14 protein-coding genes and 2 pseudogenes are annotated in these 16,489 nt (G+C 53.2%); 2 read left to right on the top strand and 14 right to left on the bottom strand.

Annotated features, from left to right (window positions below):
- Window positions 1-65 precede the first annotated feature (65 nt).
- From urtB to ATG98_RS11950, 10 genes and pseudogenes are all read right to left on the bottom strand, one after another.
- Window positions 66-1,670: an urea ABC transporter permease subunit UrtB gene (urtB, locus tag ATG98_RS11995; RefSeq protein ID WP_098423235.1), complete on the bottom strand. Its 1,605-nt coding sequence runs from the start codon at window positions 1,668-1,670 to the stop codon at window positions 66-68.
- Between the two features lie 123 nt (window positions 1,671-1,793).
- Window positions 1,794-3,092: an urea ABC transporter substrate-binding protein gene (urtA, locus tag ATG98_RS11990; RefSeq protein ID WP_098423233.1), complete on the bottom strand. Its 1,299-nt coding sequence runs from the start codon at window positions 3,090-3,092 to the stop codon at window positions 1,794-1,796.
- Window positions 3,093-3,371: 279 nt separating this feature from the next.
- Entirely contained in the window at window positions 3,372-4,898 is a 1,527-nt protein-coding gene (locus ATG98_RS11985; RefSeq protein WP_098423231.1) for a diguanylate cyclase domain-containing protein, read from the bottom strand.
- Window positions 4,899-5,062: 164 nt separating this feature from the next.
- Window positions 5,063-5,920 carry an ABC transporter permease gene (locus ATG98_RS11980; RefSeq protein WP_098423230.1) on the bottom strand — a complete coding sequence of 286 codons (858 nt, stop codon included), beginning with the start codon at window positions 5,918-5,920 and terminating at the stop codon, window positions 5,063-5,065.
- Window positions 5,917-6,798, bottom strand: coding sequence for an ABC transporter permease (locus tag ATG98_RS11975; RefSeq protein WP_098421311.1), 882 nt, complete (start codon window positions 6,796-6,798; stop codon window positions 5,917-5,919). The genes ATG98_RS11980 and ATG98_RS11975 overlap by 4 nt, the downstream gene beginning before the upstream one ends.
- On the bottom strand, window positions 6,795-7,946 hold the full coding sequence (locus tag ATG98_RS11970; RefSeq protein ID WP_098421310.1) for an ABC transporter ATP-binding protein: 1,152 nt from the start codon (window positions 7,944-7,946) through the stop codon (window positions 6,795-6,797). Before ATG98_RS11970 ends, ATG98_RS11975 begins: the two co-directional genes overlap by 4 nt.
- A 21-nt stretch (window positions 7,947-7,967) precedes the next feature.
- On the bottom strand, window positions 7,968-9,041 hold the full coding sequence (locus ATG98_RS11965; protein ID WP_098423229.1) for an extracellular solute-binding protein: 1,074 nt from the start codon (window positions 9,039-9,041) through the stop codon (window positions 7,968-7,970).
- Between the two features lie 124 nt (window positions 9,042-9,165).
- Window positions 9,166-10,179 carry a zinc-dependent alcohol dehydrogenase family protein gene (locus tag ATG98_RS11960; protein ID WP_098421308.1) on the bottom strand — a complete coding sequence of 338 codons (1,014 nt, stop codon included), beginning with the start codon at window positions 10,177-10,179 and terminating at the stop codon, window positions 9,166-9,168.
- An 85-nt stretch (window positions 10,180-10,264) separates the two neighbouring features.
- Window positions 10,265-10,462: pseudogene (gene zapE, locus ATG98_RS11955) on the bottom strand (AFG1/ZapE family ATPase); the annotation flags it as partial.
- Window positions 10,455-10,703 carry a hypothetical protein gene (locus ATG98_RS11950; protein WP_228706107.1) on the bottom strand — a complete coding sequence of 83 codons (249 nt, stop codon included), beginning with the start codon at window positions 10,701-10,703 and terminating at the stop codon, window positions 10,455-10,457. The gene ATG98_RS11950 and the pseudogene zapE, both read right to left, overlap by 8 nt.
- A gap of 146 nt (window positions 10,704-10,849) precedes the next feature.
- On the opposite strand from ATG98_RS11950, the gene ATG98_RS11945 reads away from it, so the two are divergent.
- Window positions 10,850-12,175, top strand: a complete 1,326-nt coding sequence (locus ATG98_RS11945; RefSeq protein WP_098423227.1) for an RNA-guided endonuclease InsQ/TnpB family protein — start codon at window positions 10,850-10,852, stop codon at window positions 12,173-12,175.
- A gap of 21 nt (window positions 12,176-12,196) precedes the next feature.
- On the opposite strand, the gene ATG98_RS11940 is transcribed toward ATG98_RS11945, so the two are convergent.
- Window positions 12,197-12,670 (bottom strand): hypothetical protein, encoded by a 474-nt coding sequence (locus tag ATG98_RS11940; protein ID WP_228706106.1) that lies wholly within the window; start codon window positions 12,668-12,670, stop codon window positions 12,197-12,199.
- A gap of 271 nt (window positions 12,671-12,941) precedes the next feature.
- Here ATG98_RS11940 and trpS point away from each other — a divergent pair.
- Window positions 12,942-13,943: pseudogene (gene trpS, locus ATG98_RS11935) on the top strand (tryptophan--tRNA ligase); the annotation flags it as partial.
- Window positions 13,944-13,954: 11 nt separating this feature from the next.
- Here trpS and ATG98_RS11930 read toward each other — a convergent pair.
- From ATG98_RS11930 to ATG98_RS11920, 3 genes are all read right to left on the bottom strand, one after another.
- Window positions 13,955-14,266, bottom strand: a complete 312-nt coding sequence (locus ATG98_RS11930; RefSeq protein ID WP_098423224.1) for an AzlD family protein — start codon at window positions 14,264-14,266, stop codon at window positions 13,955-13,957.
- Window positions 14,263-14,943 carry an AzlC family ABC transporter permease gene (locus ATG98_RS11925; RefSeq protein ID WP_098421304.1) on the bottom strand — a complete coding sequence of 227 codons (681 nt, stop codon included), beginning with the start codon at window positions 14,941-14,943 and terminating at the stop codon, window positions 14,263-14,265. Before ATG98_RS11925 ends, ATG98_RS11930 begins: the two co-directional genes overlap by 4 nt.
- 160 nt (window positions 14,944-15,103) lie before the next feature.
- Entirely contained in the window at window positions 15,104-16,411 is a 1,308-nt protein-coding gene (locus ATG98_RS11920) for a short-chain fatty acid transporter (RefSeq protein ID WP_098423222.1), read from the bottom strand.
- Between the last annotated feature and the right edge of the window lie 78 nt (window positions 16,412-16,489).

Here is a 16,489-nt window from a genome sequence, read left to right as displayed (position 1 = left end):
TATTTGATTCACTGCGAGAAACTTGTGTCACGCAGTGAATTATAAGATTGGCTAAACGAGACACTTCACCCCTCCGCCGCACGGCCTTTCTGGGGAAACAATCCCCGAGGCCGTTTCTGAATGAACAGGATGATCATCACCAGCACCATAATCTTGGCCAGCACCGCACCCACCCAGGGTTCCAGCAGCTGGTTGATGGTGCCCAGCGTCAATCCGGCCAGCAGCGTGCCCCACAGATTGCCCACACCGCCGAACACCACCACCATGAACGAATCGATGATGTAGCTCTGGCCCAGGTTGGGGCCGACGTTGGTAATCTGTGATAAGGCCACGCCCGCCAGGCCGGCAACGCCAGAACCCAGGGCAAAGGTGAGAATGTCGACGCGGGTGGCTCTTATACCCATGGAACGGGCCATGGCCCGGTTCTGGGTAACCGCCCGAACCTCTAGCCCCAGGCGGGTTTTACGCATAATCAGCATCAACCCGGCGAACACCACTAGCGCAAAACCAATCACGTAAAGCCGGTTGAGAGTCAGTGACAGTGCTTCGTTGATCATCACCGAGCCACTCATCCACTCCGGTGTAATCACCGTGCGATTCAGCGGGGAAACCACCGTACGCACCAGCTGTTGCAGAATCAGGCTGACACCAAAGGTGGCCAGCAGCGTTTCCAGCGGGCGGCCTTTCAGGTATTGGATAACGGTGCGTTCAATCACCACGCCGGCCAATGCCGCCACCATGAAACCGGCAGGAATTGATAGAATCAACGCCAGGCCCGGCTGGCCCGGCAGCAGTTGCTGCATGCCCCAGGTGGTGTAGGCACCCAGCATAATCAGCTCGCCGTGGGCCATGTTGATAACGCCCATCACACCAAAGGTAATGGCCAGGCCGATGGCGGCCAACACCAGAACCGAGCCCATTGACAGGCCGAAATACAGGGTTTCGGCGGCGCGGTTCAGCGTCAGTTTTTGTTCGATGCTGTCTATAGCTTTGGTGGCGGCGGCGACCAGCTCCGGGTTATCGCTGCGCATGGCTTGCTGCAGGGCAGCGCGGGCTTGCGAATTCAGGCTGCCCGACAAGGTTTCAACCGCCGCCAGATCGCCCTGCTCGGCCACACGGTAGATGGCCAGTGCCTCGGTTAATGCGGCGCGAACTGGTTCATTCTTTTCGGTATCAATCAGGCCCGGCACGCGTTCGGCCAAGGCGCTGTCTACGCTCCCTTTCAGGGCGCGGGCGGCGGATAAACGGCTGCTTTGGTTAGGGCTTTTGAGGTCAATCACCGACAGGATGTCTTCCAGTTCGCCACGTAACGCGTTGTTCACGCGTACGGTGTCGATGTCCCGGCGGGAGAATTCGCCCAGATTTTCGCCGGTCAGTGCGCTTTGCACGGTCCAGTTCCGGCCGCGATTGTCCGTCACGATGATGAACTGTCCGCTGGATTCAATGCGCGCCAGTTTGTTGCTGGCAAACGATTCCAGCCAGCCCCGGGCGCGTTCATCGCCGCTGCCTGCAATGCGATTAACCACGGCTTTTTTGTCTGCAAATGACGAGTCCGCCAGTGCCGTGAGCAGTTGTTGCGCTTCGGTGTCTTCCACCTGGGCCTGGGCAAAGCCCGGCCAGAGCAGAGAACAGACAAGCAGAAGCTGACTGAGCAATCGGATGATGCCCATGGTTGAGTCCTGTTTTTGTATAAATAAAGGGGTCAGGCGAAAAACGCTGTGCTAAAAGAAGCTGTGTTAAAAAGACGGACGGGGAACCACTCCCGCCCGCAAAAGGGTATGGCCGTTTTGGCCTTATTCGGCAGCCACCGCCGCTTTACCGCCGCAGGTTCCAGTGACCACATTGAAGTTGCCGCAGGACATCGGCTTGCGCCAGTCGCTGATCAGGTCTTTTGACCCTGGCAGGAAGTCAGACCAGGCATCGCCCACAACGGTAGACGGCGTTTGCCACACCACGGAGAACTGCCCGTTGTCTTGAATCTCGCCAATCAGTACCGGCTTGGTGATGTGGTGGTTCGGCATCATGGTGGCGATACCACCGGTGAGGTTAGGCACGGCAACGCCGATAATGGCGTCTTTCACTGCGTTCACATCGGTGGTGCCGGCTTTTTTCACCGCTTCCACGTACATGTTAAAACCAATGTAATGGGCTTCCATCGGGTCGTTGGTGACGGCGTCTTCACGGCCGGTGTAGGCAACCCAGGCGTCGATGAAGTCGTAGTTGGCGTCGGCATCTACACTCATGAAGTAGTTCCAGGCCGCCAGGTGGCCGACCAGTGGGCCTGTATCGATACCCGACAGTTCCTGCTCACCCACAGAGAAGGCGACCACCGGAATGTCAGCGGCATCGATGCCCTGGTTACCCAGTTCGCGGTAGAAAGGAACGTTGGCGTCGCCGTTAATGGTGGAAACAACGGCGGTTTTCTTGCCGGCGCTGCCGAACGCTTTGATATCCGACACAATCGCCTGCCAGTTGGAATGGCCGAAAGGCGTGTAGTTAATCATGATGTCTTCGGCGGCCACGCCCTGGGCTTTCAGGTAGGTTTCCAGAATCTTGTTGGTGGTGCGCGGGTACACATAATCGGTACCGGCCAACACCCAACGCTCAACGCCGATGTCGTTCATCAGGTAGTTAACGGCGGGTATCGCCTGCTGGTTGGGCGCTGCACCGGTATAGAACACATTTTCAGACGACTCTTCGCCTTCATACTGAACCGGGTAAAACAGCAGGCCGTTTAGTTCTTCGATGACTGGCAGTACCGACTTTCGTGACACCGAGGTCCAGTTGCCGAAAATAACGTCGACTTTTTCTTTCGCCAGCAGCTCGCGGGCTTTTTCAGCAAACAGCGGCCAGTTAGACGCGGGGTCCACCACTACCGGCTCAAGCTGGCGGCCCAGGATACCGCCCGCTTCGTTCTGTTTTTCAATCAGCATCAGCATGGTGTCTTTCAGGGTGGATTCGCTGATGGCCATGGTTCCGGAAAGGGAGTGCAGAATACCCACCTTAATGGGGTCCTCTGCGGCGACGGTATTGAAAGAGATGGATAGCGCCAGTGCAGAGAGGCCCAGTTTCACGTGTTTTCTGATGCTCATTTCGTCTTCCTTTGCGTCTTGATGGATTGCGCTGTTCGTCAGCAACACAACCCTCACTCTGCACGGAACGTTCCAACCATGATCATTTACATATAAATTCAACAAGTTAACGCCAAAAAGACGAATAAAATAGAATAAAACCGAAACAACCTAAAAGCGCAACGCACCAAAACACACGCAGCCGAAAGCCCCATGCTCACAATTGGTGCGTGCGAAGGTACGCGAGGTTAGATTGAAAGGTACGGGGAGTTATTTCAGCAAAATAGGTTTCGGGAGGGGCTAGTGCTCAGCCGAAAAGAACCGGATATTGTTCTTGCCCAAGCTTTTGGCAGCATACATTGCACTATCGGCATTTATGATTAAGTCCGAGGAGCTGTCCCCGTCAGCAGGGAAAGTGGCAATACCCAGCGATACGCCTATCTGGACCACTACACCAAGAATCTCTATGGGCTCATTAATCGAGGCAACAATACGGTTCGCGACTTCGGTAATTTCGTCTCTTCCCCGCGGGTTGTTAAGGATGAATATAAACTCATCGCCACCCACACGGGCTATAGTATCGGAGCTTCGCACCAGCGCCAGTAGCCGTTTCGCCACATCTTTTAACAGATCGTCTCCGATTTTATGACCCAGCTGGTCGTTTACGAGCTTAAACCCGTCAAGGTCGAGAAACATCAGTGCGAAATGGCTCTCTTCGCGATTGGCGTGGAGAATCTGTTGGTTAATCCGGTCCATCAATAAGGTTCTGTTGGGCAGGTCGGTCAAAGCATCGTGAAACGCCAAGTGCCGGATGTGCTCGTCTTTTTGCCAAAGCGCCGTAATGTCACTGAATACAGAAACATAGCGCATGGGTTCGCCGGCTTCATCAAGCACCATGCTGATGGTCATGCGTTGCAGGTAAAGCTCTCCGTCTTTATGGCGGTTCCATATCTCGCCATGCCAGCGCCCCTTGGCGTTTATTTCCTCCCACATGGACGCATAAAACGCCTGGTCATGCCGATCGGAATGCAGGATACGAGGCGTTTGCCCGACGGATTCCTCAAGGGTGTAGCCCGTAATTTCAACGAACCCTGGATTAACCGACAAAATTACACCGTTAACATCGGTAATTAAAACACCATCGAGCGTATTGTCGAAAACACACGCGGCCAGCTTGAGCTTTGCCTCAACCTCCTTCAGAACCGTTATTTCGCTGGCCTGAATAGAGAACCCCTGAACCGTACCGTCGGCTTCAAAATCAGGAATATAGTTCCCGATGATATGCCCGACACTGCCATCGGCTTTGTTCAGAGTGCGCTCGAAGCGCTGCGGTTCGCCAGCCAGCACGGCACGAATATGGGGCTCATTCAGAGCATAAAGTTGCTCGCTGACCAAGTCCTGAAACCGAATTCCGATAACGTCCTCAGGCGGCATGCCAAACCATTCACTGAAGGCATTGTTCGCATAACGGCAACGTAAATCCCGGTCCCAATAACCCATCATGTTTGGGGTGCTATTAATGATGGTTCTAATGAGTTGATCACTCTTCAGGCTGGCCGCTGATACGGAATCGGCCTGCTTTAGTGCTTCTCTTTGGATGCGATGAGTAACGTGGATATGGTAAGCAATGATTGTGCAGGTAATGGCAAACGTGGCCATCAACAAAAAGTAAAATCCATGCTCGATAAAAGAGTGACTTACAGATAACGGCCATATCGCAATGCTTGCGACCAAGCTGACAACGGCAAGTACAACGAAACAATATTTGGTGCAGGATGAGGTAATTGCCGCATTTGCCAAATACCTGTGTGTTTTTTGACCGATCATGTCCTATCTCTGGGTATAAGCATACTATTTCCAAAATGTGTCTATGACGATGCAACCCTCGGCTTCTTACGTGAATTTAGCACAACTTTCAGGTTATTGATGTGAATACCAAGCAGGGGCAAGTGAAAAACACGCAATCTTCTGCGACATGTTATGGGTGCCGATTACGGCTTGGCCGGGCGCTGCACGAACAGCGACACCAGCGCCAGGCACGCGGAGCCCACCATCAGCAACACCGACACCGCGTTTAATACCGGTGTTGAACCTTCCCGCAGCCGGTCAAACATGGCAATGGTCAGAGGGGCATCGGAGCCCACCAGCATCAAAGTCGTGTTGAAGTTTTCAAACGACATCAAAAACGTCACCACGCCGGCACCAAACAGCGCTGGTTTCAGGAACGGCAGGGTAACGGTGGCAATGGCGGTCAGACGGCTGGCGCCCAGGTTCATGGCTGCTTCTTCCTGGGTAATATCGAATTTGCGCAGGCGCGCAGAGATCACCAGAGTGGCAATGGTGGTCAGGAACGCAAACTGGCCAAGGGTAACTAGCACCAGGCCCGGGCGCAGGGCTTCTATTTCATAACCAAACTGCACCTCAAACCAGTTAGCCACGGTGCTGCTGAACACCAGAATAGACACACCGAGTATCACCCCCGGTATTACCAGCGGCATCAGCATCAGCACGTACAGAAAGTTCTTACCCGGGAACTGCTCGCGTTCGAACAAAAAGGCGTTGCAGGTGGCCAGTGCCAGACTGGCCAACGTGGTGACAATGGCCACCTGAACACTCACACCAATACTGTCGAGCAGGGCGTTATCGTGAAACAGGCCGAGCCTGGGATCGCCCTTACCCAGATACCAGTCCCAGGTGAAACCATTCCACGGCAGCGACGGGAATAATGCGTCGTTAAACGAGAACGCCGCCACAACCACCAGGGGCGTGATTAAAAAAATGAAAAACAGCGTTACATAACTCAGGTAGGAAACCCGAAAGAAACGGCTGCTGGGAATAGAGGGAATCATGACATCACCCGTGTAAACGACTGCCTGGTGATTTTCAGGCCCAACCAAACAATGAGTGATGAGAGTATCAGCAGCAGAATGCCGAAAGCGGCGCCCTGCTCCCAGTTAAAGCGGGTAATAAACTGGGTGTAGATCTGCTCGGTAAACCACAGGCTTGATTTGCCGCCCAGTAACGTGGGGGTCAGGTAGTTTCCGAGCGTGAGCATAAACACCACGATGCAGCCGCTCATAATGCCAGGCATGGCGTGGGGAATTACAATGCTGCGCATCACGTTCCAACTGCTGCCGCCCAAGTCGTATCCGGCTTCAATCAGGCTGTTGTCCAGGCTGTCGAGGGTGGTTACCAGTGGCACTACCATAAACAGCATGGAGGTGTAGATAAGCCCCACCATGATGGCGACGTCGTTATACAGCATTTCAACGGGTTGATCCGCAAGCCCGAACCACTGCAGCGCGCCGCTGATCAGCCCGGTTTCGCGCAGTAATATCATCCAGCCGTAGGTACGCACCAGTTCGCTGACCCAGAACGGCAGCAGGCACAAAATAAACAACGCAATCCGCGGCCTGCCGGTGAGCACTTTGGCAATGTAAAACGAGACAGGGAAGGCAATAATCAACGTCATCACTGTGGCGATAATCGACATCACCGCGGTGCGCACAAAGGTATTCCAGTAAAGGGGTTCGGTAAAAAACGCGGTGTAGTTACCAAAGCTGAACGCATATTCCCGCGATGCAATGCGCTCGCGCAGTGACACCAGCACCATATCGATGTGCGGCAGAATAATCAGCAGGCTGAGCCACAGCACGATAGGCGCCAGCAGCAACCAAAAGCCCAGGCGGTACTGGGTACGGTTGAAGTTGCCGCTGGTTTTGCTCATTGCGTGCCCAGCGGCTTCGTATCCGCGGGTGCGACGAAACAGAGGCACTGGCTGGCTTGCCAACTGACATGCACCGATCGGCCCGGCTCTAATGCCTGAAAGTCTGCGGTCTGCGGCAGCGCTACTGTTAGCTCGGCGCCTTCGGCGGTTTCCACCTGAACCCGGCTTTGTGCACCATCAAACAATACGCGTGAAACGGTGACGGCCAGGCAATTGTCTTGTTCCGTTGCCGGCCTGGATGTGCTGATCTGCATCACTTCCGGCCGAACAAACAAGGTAATGGGTGAGCCCGACAGCAACGGTTGGTTGGCGTGGCTCAACAGACGAACGCCCTGCTCGGTCACAATGGTGACAGCGTCGCCAGACTGCGACTGCACTTTGCCTGCGTACTGATTGCTGTCGCCAACAAAGCCTGCCACAAAGGCGGTTTTTGGCTGGTAGTAAAGCTCTTGCGGCGTGCCTACCTGCTCAAACCGGCCCTTGTTCATTACCGCTACTTGGTCAGACATAACCAGTGCTTCAGACTGGTCATGGGTGATGTAGACAAACGTGGTGTTGAACTCGCGCTGCAACCGTTTGAGCTCAATTTTCATTTGCTCGCGCAGTTTTAAATCCAGAGCGCCTAACGGCTCATCGAGTAACAACACGGCGGGGTTCAGCACCAGGCAGCGGGCTATGGCTACGCGCTGTTTTTGCCCGCCAGAGAGCTGATCAATGCGCTTGTCGCCAAACCCGGGCAAGTGAACCTTGGCCAGCACTTCGTCAATCAGGGTGGCGTGTTCACGCTTGGGAATGCCTTTGCGCTTCAACCCATAAGCAATGTTTTCGGCCACCGACATGGTGGGGAACAGCGCCAGGTGCTGGAACACCATGTTGACGGGCCGCTTGTTCGGCGGCGTGTTCAGCACTGACTTGCCTTTAATCAGAATATCGCCGGAATCCGGTTGCTGAAAACCAGCCAGCATTCGCAGCAGCGTTGTTTTACCGCAGCCAGAAGGGCCAAGAATGGAAAAAAACGCCCCGCGAGGGATGCTGAACGACACCCCGTCGACCGCGGCAAACTCACCAAAATGTTTGCTCAGCAGGGTGCAGGCAAGATCTTCCTGCACCCCCGCATCTGCGCTCGATGCGCTTGCGTGATCCGACATAGACAACAACCTTAATCGAGCTTAGTTTGCGGCTTTTACCCGATCGAGAACCTTACCTTCCATTACCTCCAAACCGGCGGGAACAGGCGGGTACCAGTTGATGTTATCCAGGTCCGCTTCTGGAAAGCTCTGTTTGAACTGGGCTTTCAGCGTGTCATTGACAAATTCATCACTGCCTTTGGATGCCGTAAAGTTACCGGCAGACTCGGTAATACGAGCCGCCACTTCGGGCTGCATCACAAAGTTGATCCACTTGTAAGCGGCGTCTTCAGCCTTGGTTTTGCGCGGCAACACAAAGGTATCAATCCAGCCCAGCGCACCAGATGCGGGCGCCACAAAGGTAATGTCCGGGTTTTCTGAGTTAAGCTTCCAGCCACCCGCATCCCAGGCCATGGCCGCAGACACTTCGCCCGAACGCATCAGGTTCAGCAAGGCATCGCCGCCGGACCAATAGGCTTTTACGTTGCTCTTACAGGACACCAGTTTTTCTTCCACCTTATCCAGAATGGCCTGGTATTTTGCCGTGTCGCCGTAGGCTGCGAACGGGTCTTCACCCAGAGCGAACGCAAAACCAATCAATGTGGGGCGCTTTAAGCGATAAGACACAGAGCCGTTTAACGAGTCATTACACAGGTCGGTGTAATCTTTCACCGTGCCCGCGGCCTCGCGGTTGACGATCAGGCCACTGGTGCCCCAAACGTGCGGAACACCGTACACCTCGCCTTCAAATTCGGTGTTCTTTTTAGTCGCTGCCAGCATGGAGGGGATGATTTTTGCCGTGTCGATTTTGCTCAGATCCATCGGCTTATAAATATCGAAATCAGCCTGGGCGCTAACAATGCGATCCTGGCTTGGCTGGGCCAGGTCGAAGCCCGCGCCGCGTGTGGCACGCAGCTTTGAAATCATGTCTTCGTTATTGGAGAGGGTTATTTTCACTTCGATGCCGGTTTCTTTCTCAAACTGTTCAACCACATCCTGTGGCGCGTAACCGCCCCATGTCAGCAGCCGAAGTGTTTCAGCCTGGGCCGACATCGAAAACGCTGTGGTTACAGCAGTAGCCAGTGTCAGAACCTTGAATTGATGAAGAAATTTCATGATGCGGCCTGTCCTTGTGAGCAATGAAAAACAATGGGGATGCAATTCATGAGCCTAACTGTAGTGGGTTACAGATTTTTGACAAGGCAACGGTTCGTTTCAGCTGCATTGCGTTTTTAAGCCGTTATCGCTTTTCAACCACCACTTTCCCCATGTGTTGTCCTTTAGAAAAATAGTCGAGCGCTTCGGCGCATTCATCCCAGCCAAAAATTTTGTCAACAACCGGCCTTTGATTAAGCGACAGGTAGGCAGCAAGTACTTGTAACAGTGAACTTGTCGGGCCTACGCCAATCGCTTTCACTTCGGCTTGGCTGGCAAGAATCAACAGCGGGTTAATGTCTCCGCCTTTGCCACCTTTATAGCCAATCACATACACCTGTCCGCCCATGCGGATCGATTTGAGCGATTTTTCAAACGTGGATGGCCCGCCGGTTTCGATGACGTGGTCAACGCCCACTCCGTTGGTCAAATCCCTTACCGCCGTCTCCCAGTGGGGGCAATCGATATAGTTAATGGTGTGATCTGCTCCCATCTTTTCCATGGCTGAACGTTTTTTATCGCTCGAAGAAAGCAGTATTGTCCGAGCTCCGTGCATTTTTGCGATTTGCAGGGCAAAAGTTGATACCCCTCCCGTTCCTTGTATCAGAACCCACTCTCCCGCTTTTACTTGCCCTTTTACCACCAAGGCTTGCCAAGCCGTCACGCCAGCACACGGAAAAGTAGCTGCTTCAACCAGTGACATAGCATCAGGGACTTTTACCACGCCACTTTCATCCAGCACAGTGCAGTCGCTCCATACGCCGTCTTGATGTCCACCCAATGCTTTAGGGGACCTTGCGTACTTTAATTCCCCACTCGCCCAATTCTGCCAAAAGCTGGTGACAACACGGTCTCCAGGCTGGAAATGACTGACACCCGCACCCACTTCGACAACTTCACCAGCACCGTCTGAAAAAGGCACCAGCCCTGGCTGAAAGGCTTCGCTGTAGGTTCCGTTGATTATTTCCAAGTCCCGGTAATTAAAAGAAACCGTCTGTATTTTAATCAAAACGTCTTTAGCGCCTAAAGGCGGAGTTTCAGCGTCGACAACCTGAAGGTTGGCAATGCCCGGCTTGGGTCCCAGTATTGTTTTTTTCACGGATAAATCCTTTTTTTGGAAAATTAGTCGGGTCGGGTGGCCAGGGTTCGGAAAAATAACGATGACGCGTTGCTATAAGGTCGACTTACTGCCCAAACCGCTGAAACTGCATTTCTTGCAGGCAGCTAAGGGTGCGGCGACACGGGAACCCTAACGCGCACCGGCTGCATAGCTGGTTTAACGGCACAGTCTCGCTCAGATACAGCGGAATACTGCGATCGTAGCACTCATCTACCAACGCAATGAACCGGCGCACACCGTTATCTTGTTTGTCCTCAGCTGGCGCGCCCGAACATACGTTCGAAGAAACCGGCGGTTTTTATCTCTGGCATGGGCAAGCTGTCTACTTCGGCCGTTGCCTTGCTCCAGAACTGCTGCGGGTCGTCCAGTTCTTCCACCAACGCCCGCTGCTCCGCGGTGTAATGGTTATGTACGCCGGTTAAGCCCTGTGCGATCAAGGCTTTTGCCCAGAGGTAAATGGCGCCGCGAACGATTTTAACGAAATGAGCGGAATTCCAATTCAAAATCTCTGATTTAGTGTTGGATGGATAGCGTCTATTTGGATCGATCTTGGTTTTCGATGTGCACACGAATTGTGGCTTCTTTTCGTCGGTAAATTCCACTGTATAAACGATTGACACCAATTTGGTCAAGCCGTAATATTATCAACATGAATAACGAGAAATCAACCCACATTCGCACCCAGCAAATCCTCATTCGAAAGAATCATGAGGCGTTTCGCGGGGCCAGCGTTTGTACTCAGATTGTTCGCAGGATAAAGAACGCCACCTCTTATCTAATGCAGCACCATCCTGACGGCAAAGATCAGATGCTGTCGCATCGAGACGCTGACAAATGGCTCAAGAGAAACAACTCGGAACTGTACACCAAGCTCCCGTCAGCCATCGCCCAGCGGAGCACACAGATTGTCGGCCAGGAATGGAAGGCGTTTTTTGCCGCCTTATCGGCTTTCAAGAAAACACCTTCAGCCTTCAAAGCCCAACCAAAGAAGCCCGGTTACGCCCACAAAGCGGCCACCGTGCACATCGGTCGAAACGGCTTCAAGTTTGTCGACGGCACGTTGTATTTTGCCAACGGTGTATTGCCACCGATCAAAACGCAGTTTCGGTTTTCACAAAAATGGAACGCGTCTGTCGGCGACACCGTTGCGCTTGAGGTGCGGATCGTACCCAAGGGCAACTGCTTCATTATCGAAATTATCTACAACGAATCAAAAATTGTGGAGGCGGGCAACTTTTGCCGTCTTCTCGACCAATCCCGCAAGGCCGGGATCGATCTAGGCATCAACAACCTTATCGCACTCGCAACCGATCAGCCGGGCGTTCGCCCTGTTCTGATCAACGGTAAAGCGCTGAAATCGATCAATGCCTGGTACAACAAGCGTGTGGCCAAACTTCGCTCCCAAGGCAAATACGCCCACATTCGCGCCGTGACCAACAAACGCAATCGCCGGATAAAAGACCTGTTGCACAGAGCGTCCAGCAAGGTGATCGCGTATTGTCGGGAGAACAACATCGGCACGCTGGTCATCGGTTATAACAAACACTGGAAGCAAGAGGTCAATATTGGCCGCGTGAATAACCAGAAATTTGTCGGTATTCCGCATTCGATTTTGATCTCTCAAATCCAATACAAGTGCCAATCCCTCGGCATCACCACCGTTATTCAGGAAGAGTCGTACACCTCCAAGGCATCCCCTCTGGACAACGACTTCCTGCCGGTTTACGGCAACAATCCTGAAAACGTCGTACCACTATTCAGCGGAAAGCGAATCCGCCGAGGGTTGTATCAAAGCAAACACGGGATCATAAACGCCGACATCAACGGCGCTCTTAATATCCTCAGAAAAGCAACGGGTGAGGCCTTAGGGCTAGCCTGTAAGGGGTGCGTGTCCAACCCCATAATGATGGATCTTTTGCCCAGCAAATCCGTTGTTATTAGAAGGGAAAATACTGCGCAGCCGATCGCCGCGTAGTAGGTTTACCCAGATGCCAACTCAAAATCTTTGATTTAGTGTTGGTAATTCACGAATTTTGCTGTACTCCTCGCGACTCACATTAATCGCAAGCTCCGCACTCAGGTTGATTTGCTTCTGAAGAACGGCGGTTACCTCTTTATTCAACTGAATCCGTTTGCCATTGCCTTTTTTGCTGGTCAGACAGAACTCTTCCAGATCTTTGACGCCTTCGGTCAGATCAAGCCGGCCAAAGTCCGTTGTTTGCTGGGGGTTCACCGGCGCTGGAATCCAGCCATATTGGGGAGAGTTAGCAACAATGTGGCCGGGCAAGCCGCGGCGATACGGCAGTGCGGCGTCCGCATTCTCATAGCCGTCGAATTCAGCCCTCAACCAGGCCGACATAGTCTTGTGGCGCAGCATCATGGCAAAGGTGATCGCTGAGGGCATAATGCCTTCGAGCAACTCCGACGAATCCTGAGTTCGTTCCTCAAGCTGGGTAGCAGATACTGGCATGGCGTCCACTTAAGCAACCGGTGTTGTTTATTCCGGACGCTCGAAATTGTTATTTTTAGGCATTGGCACTCTCTGAAATTGGTACTCTGAAATTGGTACTCTCTGAAAATAGCCAATAGAGTCATCGTCCGCTGTTGCTAAAGGGTTGTTGCTTTGTAACATCAGGTAATATGACGACTGACACGCCCATATGAAACGGTAACATCGAAAGCAATTCATCGGGCTTAACTTATCGGCCCGCACTCATGGCTCAATATGGCGATTTAATTACATGAACAAGAAACGTGTGCTAACCGGTATTACCACCACTGGAACACCTCACCTGGGCAACTACGTAGGGGCAATTCGTCCGGCTATCCGGGCCAGCCAGGACAGCGGTAACGAAGCTTTCTATTTTTTAGCCAATTATCATGCGCTGATTAAAAGCCAGGACCCTGTTGCTGTGCACAAATCCACGGCCGAGATTGCTGCCACCTGGCTGGCGCTTGGGCTTGATACAGACAACTCGGTATTTTACCGGCAGTCAGATATCCGCGAGATTCCCGAGCTGACATGGATTTTCAACTGCGTTTGCGCCAAGGGCTTAATGAACCGCGCCCACGCTTATAAAGCGGCGGTAGATACCAACCTGGCAGAGAACGAAGATGCCGATAAGGCAATCACAATGGGCCTGTTCAGTTATCCGGTATTGATGGCCGCAGACATTCTGATGTTCAACGCCAATGTGGTTCCGGTCGGTCGCGATCAGATTCAGCACGTTGAAATGGCCCGGGATATTGCCCAGCGCTTCAACCACATCTACTGCAATGACAAACCGCTGCTGACCCTGCCGAATTACCAGGTAGACGATAACGTTGCGGTACTGCAGGGCCTGGACGGCCGCAAGATGAGCAAGAGCTACGGCAACACCATTCCTTTGTTTCTCGCCGAAAAGCAGCTGAAAAAGCACATCAACAAAATCAAAACCAACCTGCTGGAGCCGGGTGAAGCCAAAGACCCGGATACGTCGACGGTGTTTCAAATCTGGCAGGCGTTTGCCACGCCTGAGCAGACTCTGAATATGCGTGAGGCTTTCGCCGGCGGCATTGGCTGGGGCGATGCCAAAAAGCAGTTGTTTGAGTTGGTAAACGCCGAGCTGGCCGAAGCCCGAGAGCTCTACAACGAACTGATGACCCGCCCGGCTGATATGGAAGACATTCTGCAAGCAGGCGCTGTTAAAGCCCGCGCCACAGCCTCGCCGTTATTGGAGCAGGTGCGTGAAGCGGTGGGCATTCACGGTTTGGCTTAAAACAGATATCGCACAGCAGCTGCGGCGAAAACACCGGCAGCAATCGCTGGCAACGGTTTTTGAAGGATGAGCATGGTAACGGCCGTTACCGACAAAGCAGCAAGCGCCCCTGCATCGCCCTCGAATGCCATGGGCACGATGATGGCGATAAGCACAGAGCTGGCCATGGTGTTGATAAAGCTTTCTATACGAGGGCTTATCCGCACGAAGGACATAATAAACACGCCGCCAAAACGGGTGGCCAAGGTCACCAGGGTCATGATCAGTATCAGTACCATAACGCCGGTTGTGGTGGTCTCAATGGTCACGAGGGCGCCTCCCCGGCATTCTCGTTGCCCGGTTTTTTCTCGAGCCAAAAGAACCCAACCACACCACCAGCAAGGGCGCCTGCGACGACGTGCGTGTTGGCGGGCAGCCATTTCCACGCGGCTAGGGACGCAAGGGCTGCCAGCGCCCAGGCAACTAGAATTCGAGGGTTTTTCTTACCGCCCAAAGCCATGGCCAACAGGAAACAGCCCAGCACCATGTCTAACCCCAGGCTCTTCGGGTTCTGTAACAGCCCGCCAAAGTAAACACCCACCCAGGTGCCAACAATCCACGCCAGCCAAAGCACCAAACCACCGCCCAGAATGACCTCCAGGTTGCGATTGCCTCTGTGGTAATCCTGAGCGGCTACGGCCCAGTTGGCGTCGGTAAGAACCAGAAGCAGGCTATACCGTTTGGCGGGTGCAACGTCTTTTAACATGGGGTAAAGCGACGCGCCCATCAGCAGATGGCGGGAATTGATGGCAAATACCACGACCATAACCGGGATAACAGACACTTCCGCTCCCCACATGTCGATCGCGGCAAACTGCGCTGCCCCGGCGAATACCAGGGTGCTCATCAGAAGTGTGTCTAAAGGAGCCAGCCCCTTTTGCACTGCCGCCAAACCAAACGCAGCACCAAACGCCACCACGAACAGGGAAATGGGGAGCATCCGCATGAGCTCAGAGCGAACCTGGGCGGGTTGAAACCGATAGGAATATAACGTGCTTTTCATAGGCACTAGCTAAGTCGATTTTAAGGGCGCATGTGTCAGTCGTTTTTCTCTAAGCCAAAATACAACCCGGAGCCAGCATGCCCCGGGTTGTAACCACAAGTCTTTATAGCCAGGTAAGGCCCACGCTGATAATCACGCCGGTGATAATCAGCAGCATCAGGCAGTATCCCATAATGTCCTTGGCTTTAAGCCCTGCAATAGCCAAAACCGGTAATGCCCAGAAAGGTTGCAGAAGGTTGGTCCATGCATCGCCCCAGGCAACGGCCATGGCCACTCGCGGAATGCTTGCCCCAAGTTCCTGAGCTGCAGGCAACATAACAGGCGCCTGCACAGCCCACTGTCCACCGCCGGAGGGAACAAATATGTTCACCAGCCCCGCGCTGATGAAGCTCCAGAACGGCAAGCTCTCCGCTGTCGCTATGGACACAAAGCCCGATGAAATGCTGGCGGCAAGGCCCGAAGCCGTCATTACGCCCATAATACCGGCATAGAACGGAAACTGAATAACGATACCTGAACCGCCTTTAACCGCTTCGTGCAGGCTATCCAGTAGCCGTTTAGGCGTCTGGTGCAGAATAACGGCCAGGAACAGGAACATGAAATTGACGATGTTCAAGTTCAAACCACCGCCGTCCATAAAGTACTGAAAAATAAATGCTAACCCACTAAAGCCAATCAGCCAGGCCAGTACTCTGCTATTTTCAAGGTGATCTGCCGGGCGTTTTATAGAAACGCTGGTGTCTGGTTCGTCATTCAGCACCGCTGGGTCTACGTACACGCTGTCTTCTTCTTTCGGCAACATCAGGCGATTTACCAGCGGAACAACAATAAACAGCGCCCCGATGATGGCAAGATTGAAGAATGCAAAGATGGTTTCGCCCGAACCAATAACGCCAATAATATCCTGACTAAAGTGCCCTTCGGTCGCTATAACCAGCGGAATTGAGCCGGCAAGGCCCCCGTGCCAAACAATAAAACCAGAGTAGGCGCTTGCGATCAAAAGCGGATAGTGAACCCTGACGTGCCGGGCGAGTGCCTTGGCGAAAAGAGCGCCAACAACCAGGCCAAACCCCCAGTTAATCCAGCTTGCAATAAGCGCTACAAAGGTCACCAGAATAATAGCTTGGCCCGGCGTACTGGCCAGTGCGGCAACGCGGTTCAGTATTCCCCGAACAAACGGCGTGCTCGCCAACATGAACCCTGTAACCAGAACAAGCAGCATCTGCATCGAGAAAGTAAGCAGGCTCCAGAAACCGTCGCCCCACATTTCAATCACAGCCATTGGGCCATGACCTTCAAACGCCATAGCGGCACCGAAAGAGACCAAGGTTAGGATAATTACAAAGATGTACGGATCTGGCAGATATTTGTCGACCAGACTGACCATGGGCCGGGCGGCTCTATCGAGCATTAATATTCTCCTTATTTTTTTATTAATTTACAGTAGCTTAGGTTTTTCTGAGCCCGAATTCAAGTAATAATTGCGGCA

The sequence above is a fragment of the Marinobacter sp. LV10R520-4 genome, from assembly GCF_002563815.1.
In the GTDB taxonomy this organism is placed as follows: domain Bacteria; phylum Pseudomonadota; class Gammaproteobacteria; order Pseudomonadales; family Oleiphilaceae; genus Marinobacter.
This window is presented reverse-complemented; position numbering and strand designations above follow the sequence as displayed.

Coding starts and splice junctions, on each gene's coding strand:
- ATG98_RS11985 (WP_098423231.1), bottom strand. CDS start 4,898: ATGATCGGTCAAAAAACACACAGGTATTTGGCAAATGCGGCAATTACC.
- ATG98_RS11925 (WP_098421304.1), bottom strand. CDS start 14,943: ATGCGGATGCTCCCCATTTCCCTGTTCGTGGTGGCGTTTGGTGCTGCG.
- ATG98_RS11920 (WP_098423222.1), bottom strand. CDS start 16,411: ATGCTCGATAGAGCCGCCCGGCCCATGGTCAGTCTGGTCGACAAATAT.
- ATG98_RS11970 (WP_098421310.1), bottom strand. CDS start 7,946: ATGTCGGATCACGCAAGCGCATCGAGCGCAGATGCGGGGGTGCAGGAA.
- ATG98_RS11945 (WP_098423227.1), top strand. CDS start 10,850: ATGAATAACGAGAAATCAACCCACATTCGCACCCAGCAAATCCTCATT.
- urtA (WP_098423233.1), bottom strand. CDS start 3,092: ATGAGCATCAGAAAACACGTGAAACTGGGCCTCTCTGCACTGGCGCTA.
- urtB (WP_098423235.1), bottom strand. CDS start 1,670: ATGGGCATCATCCGATTGCTCAGTCAGCTTCTGCTTGTCTGTTCTCTG.
- ATG98_RS11980 (WP_098423230.1), bottom strand. CDS start 5,920: ATGATTCCCTCTATTCCCAGCAGCCGTTTCTTTCGGGTTTCCTACCTG.
- ATG98_RS11940 (WP_228706106.1), bottom strand. CDS start 12,670: ATGCCAGTATCTGCTACCCAGCTTGAGGAACGAACTCAGGATTCGTCG.
- ATG98_RS11975 (WP_098421311.1), bottom strand. CDS start 6,798: ATGAGCAAAACCAGCGGCAACTTCAACCGTACCCAGTACCGCCTGGGC.
- ATG98_RS11965 (WP_098423229.1), bottom strand. CDS start 9,041: ATGAAATTTCTTCATCAATTCAAGGTTCTGACACTGGCTACTGCTGTA.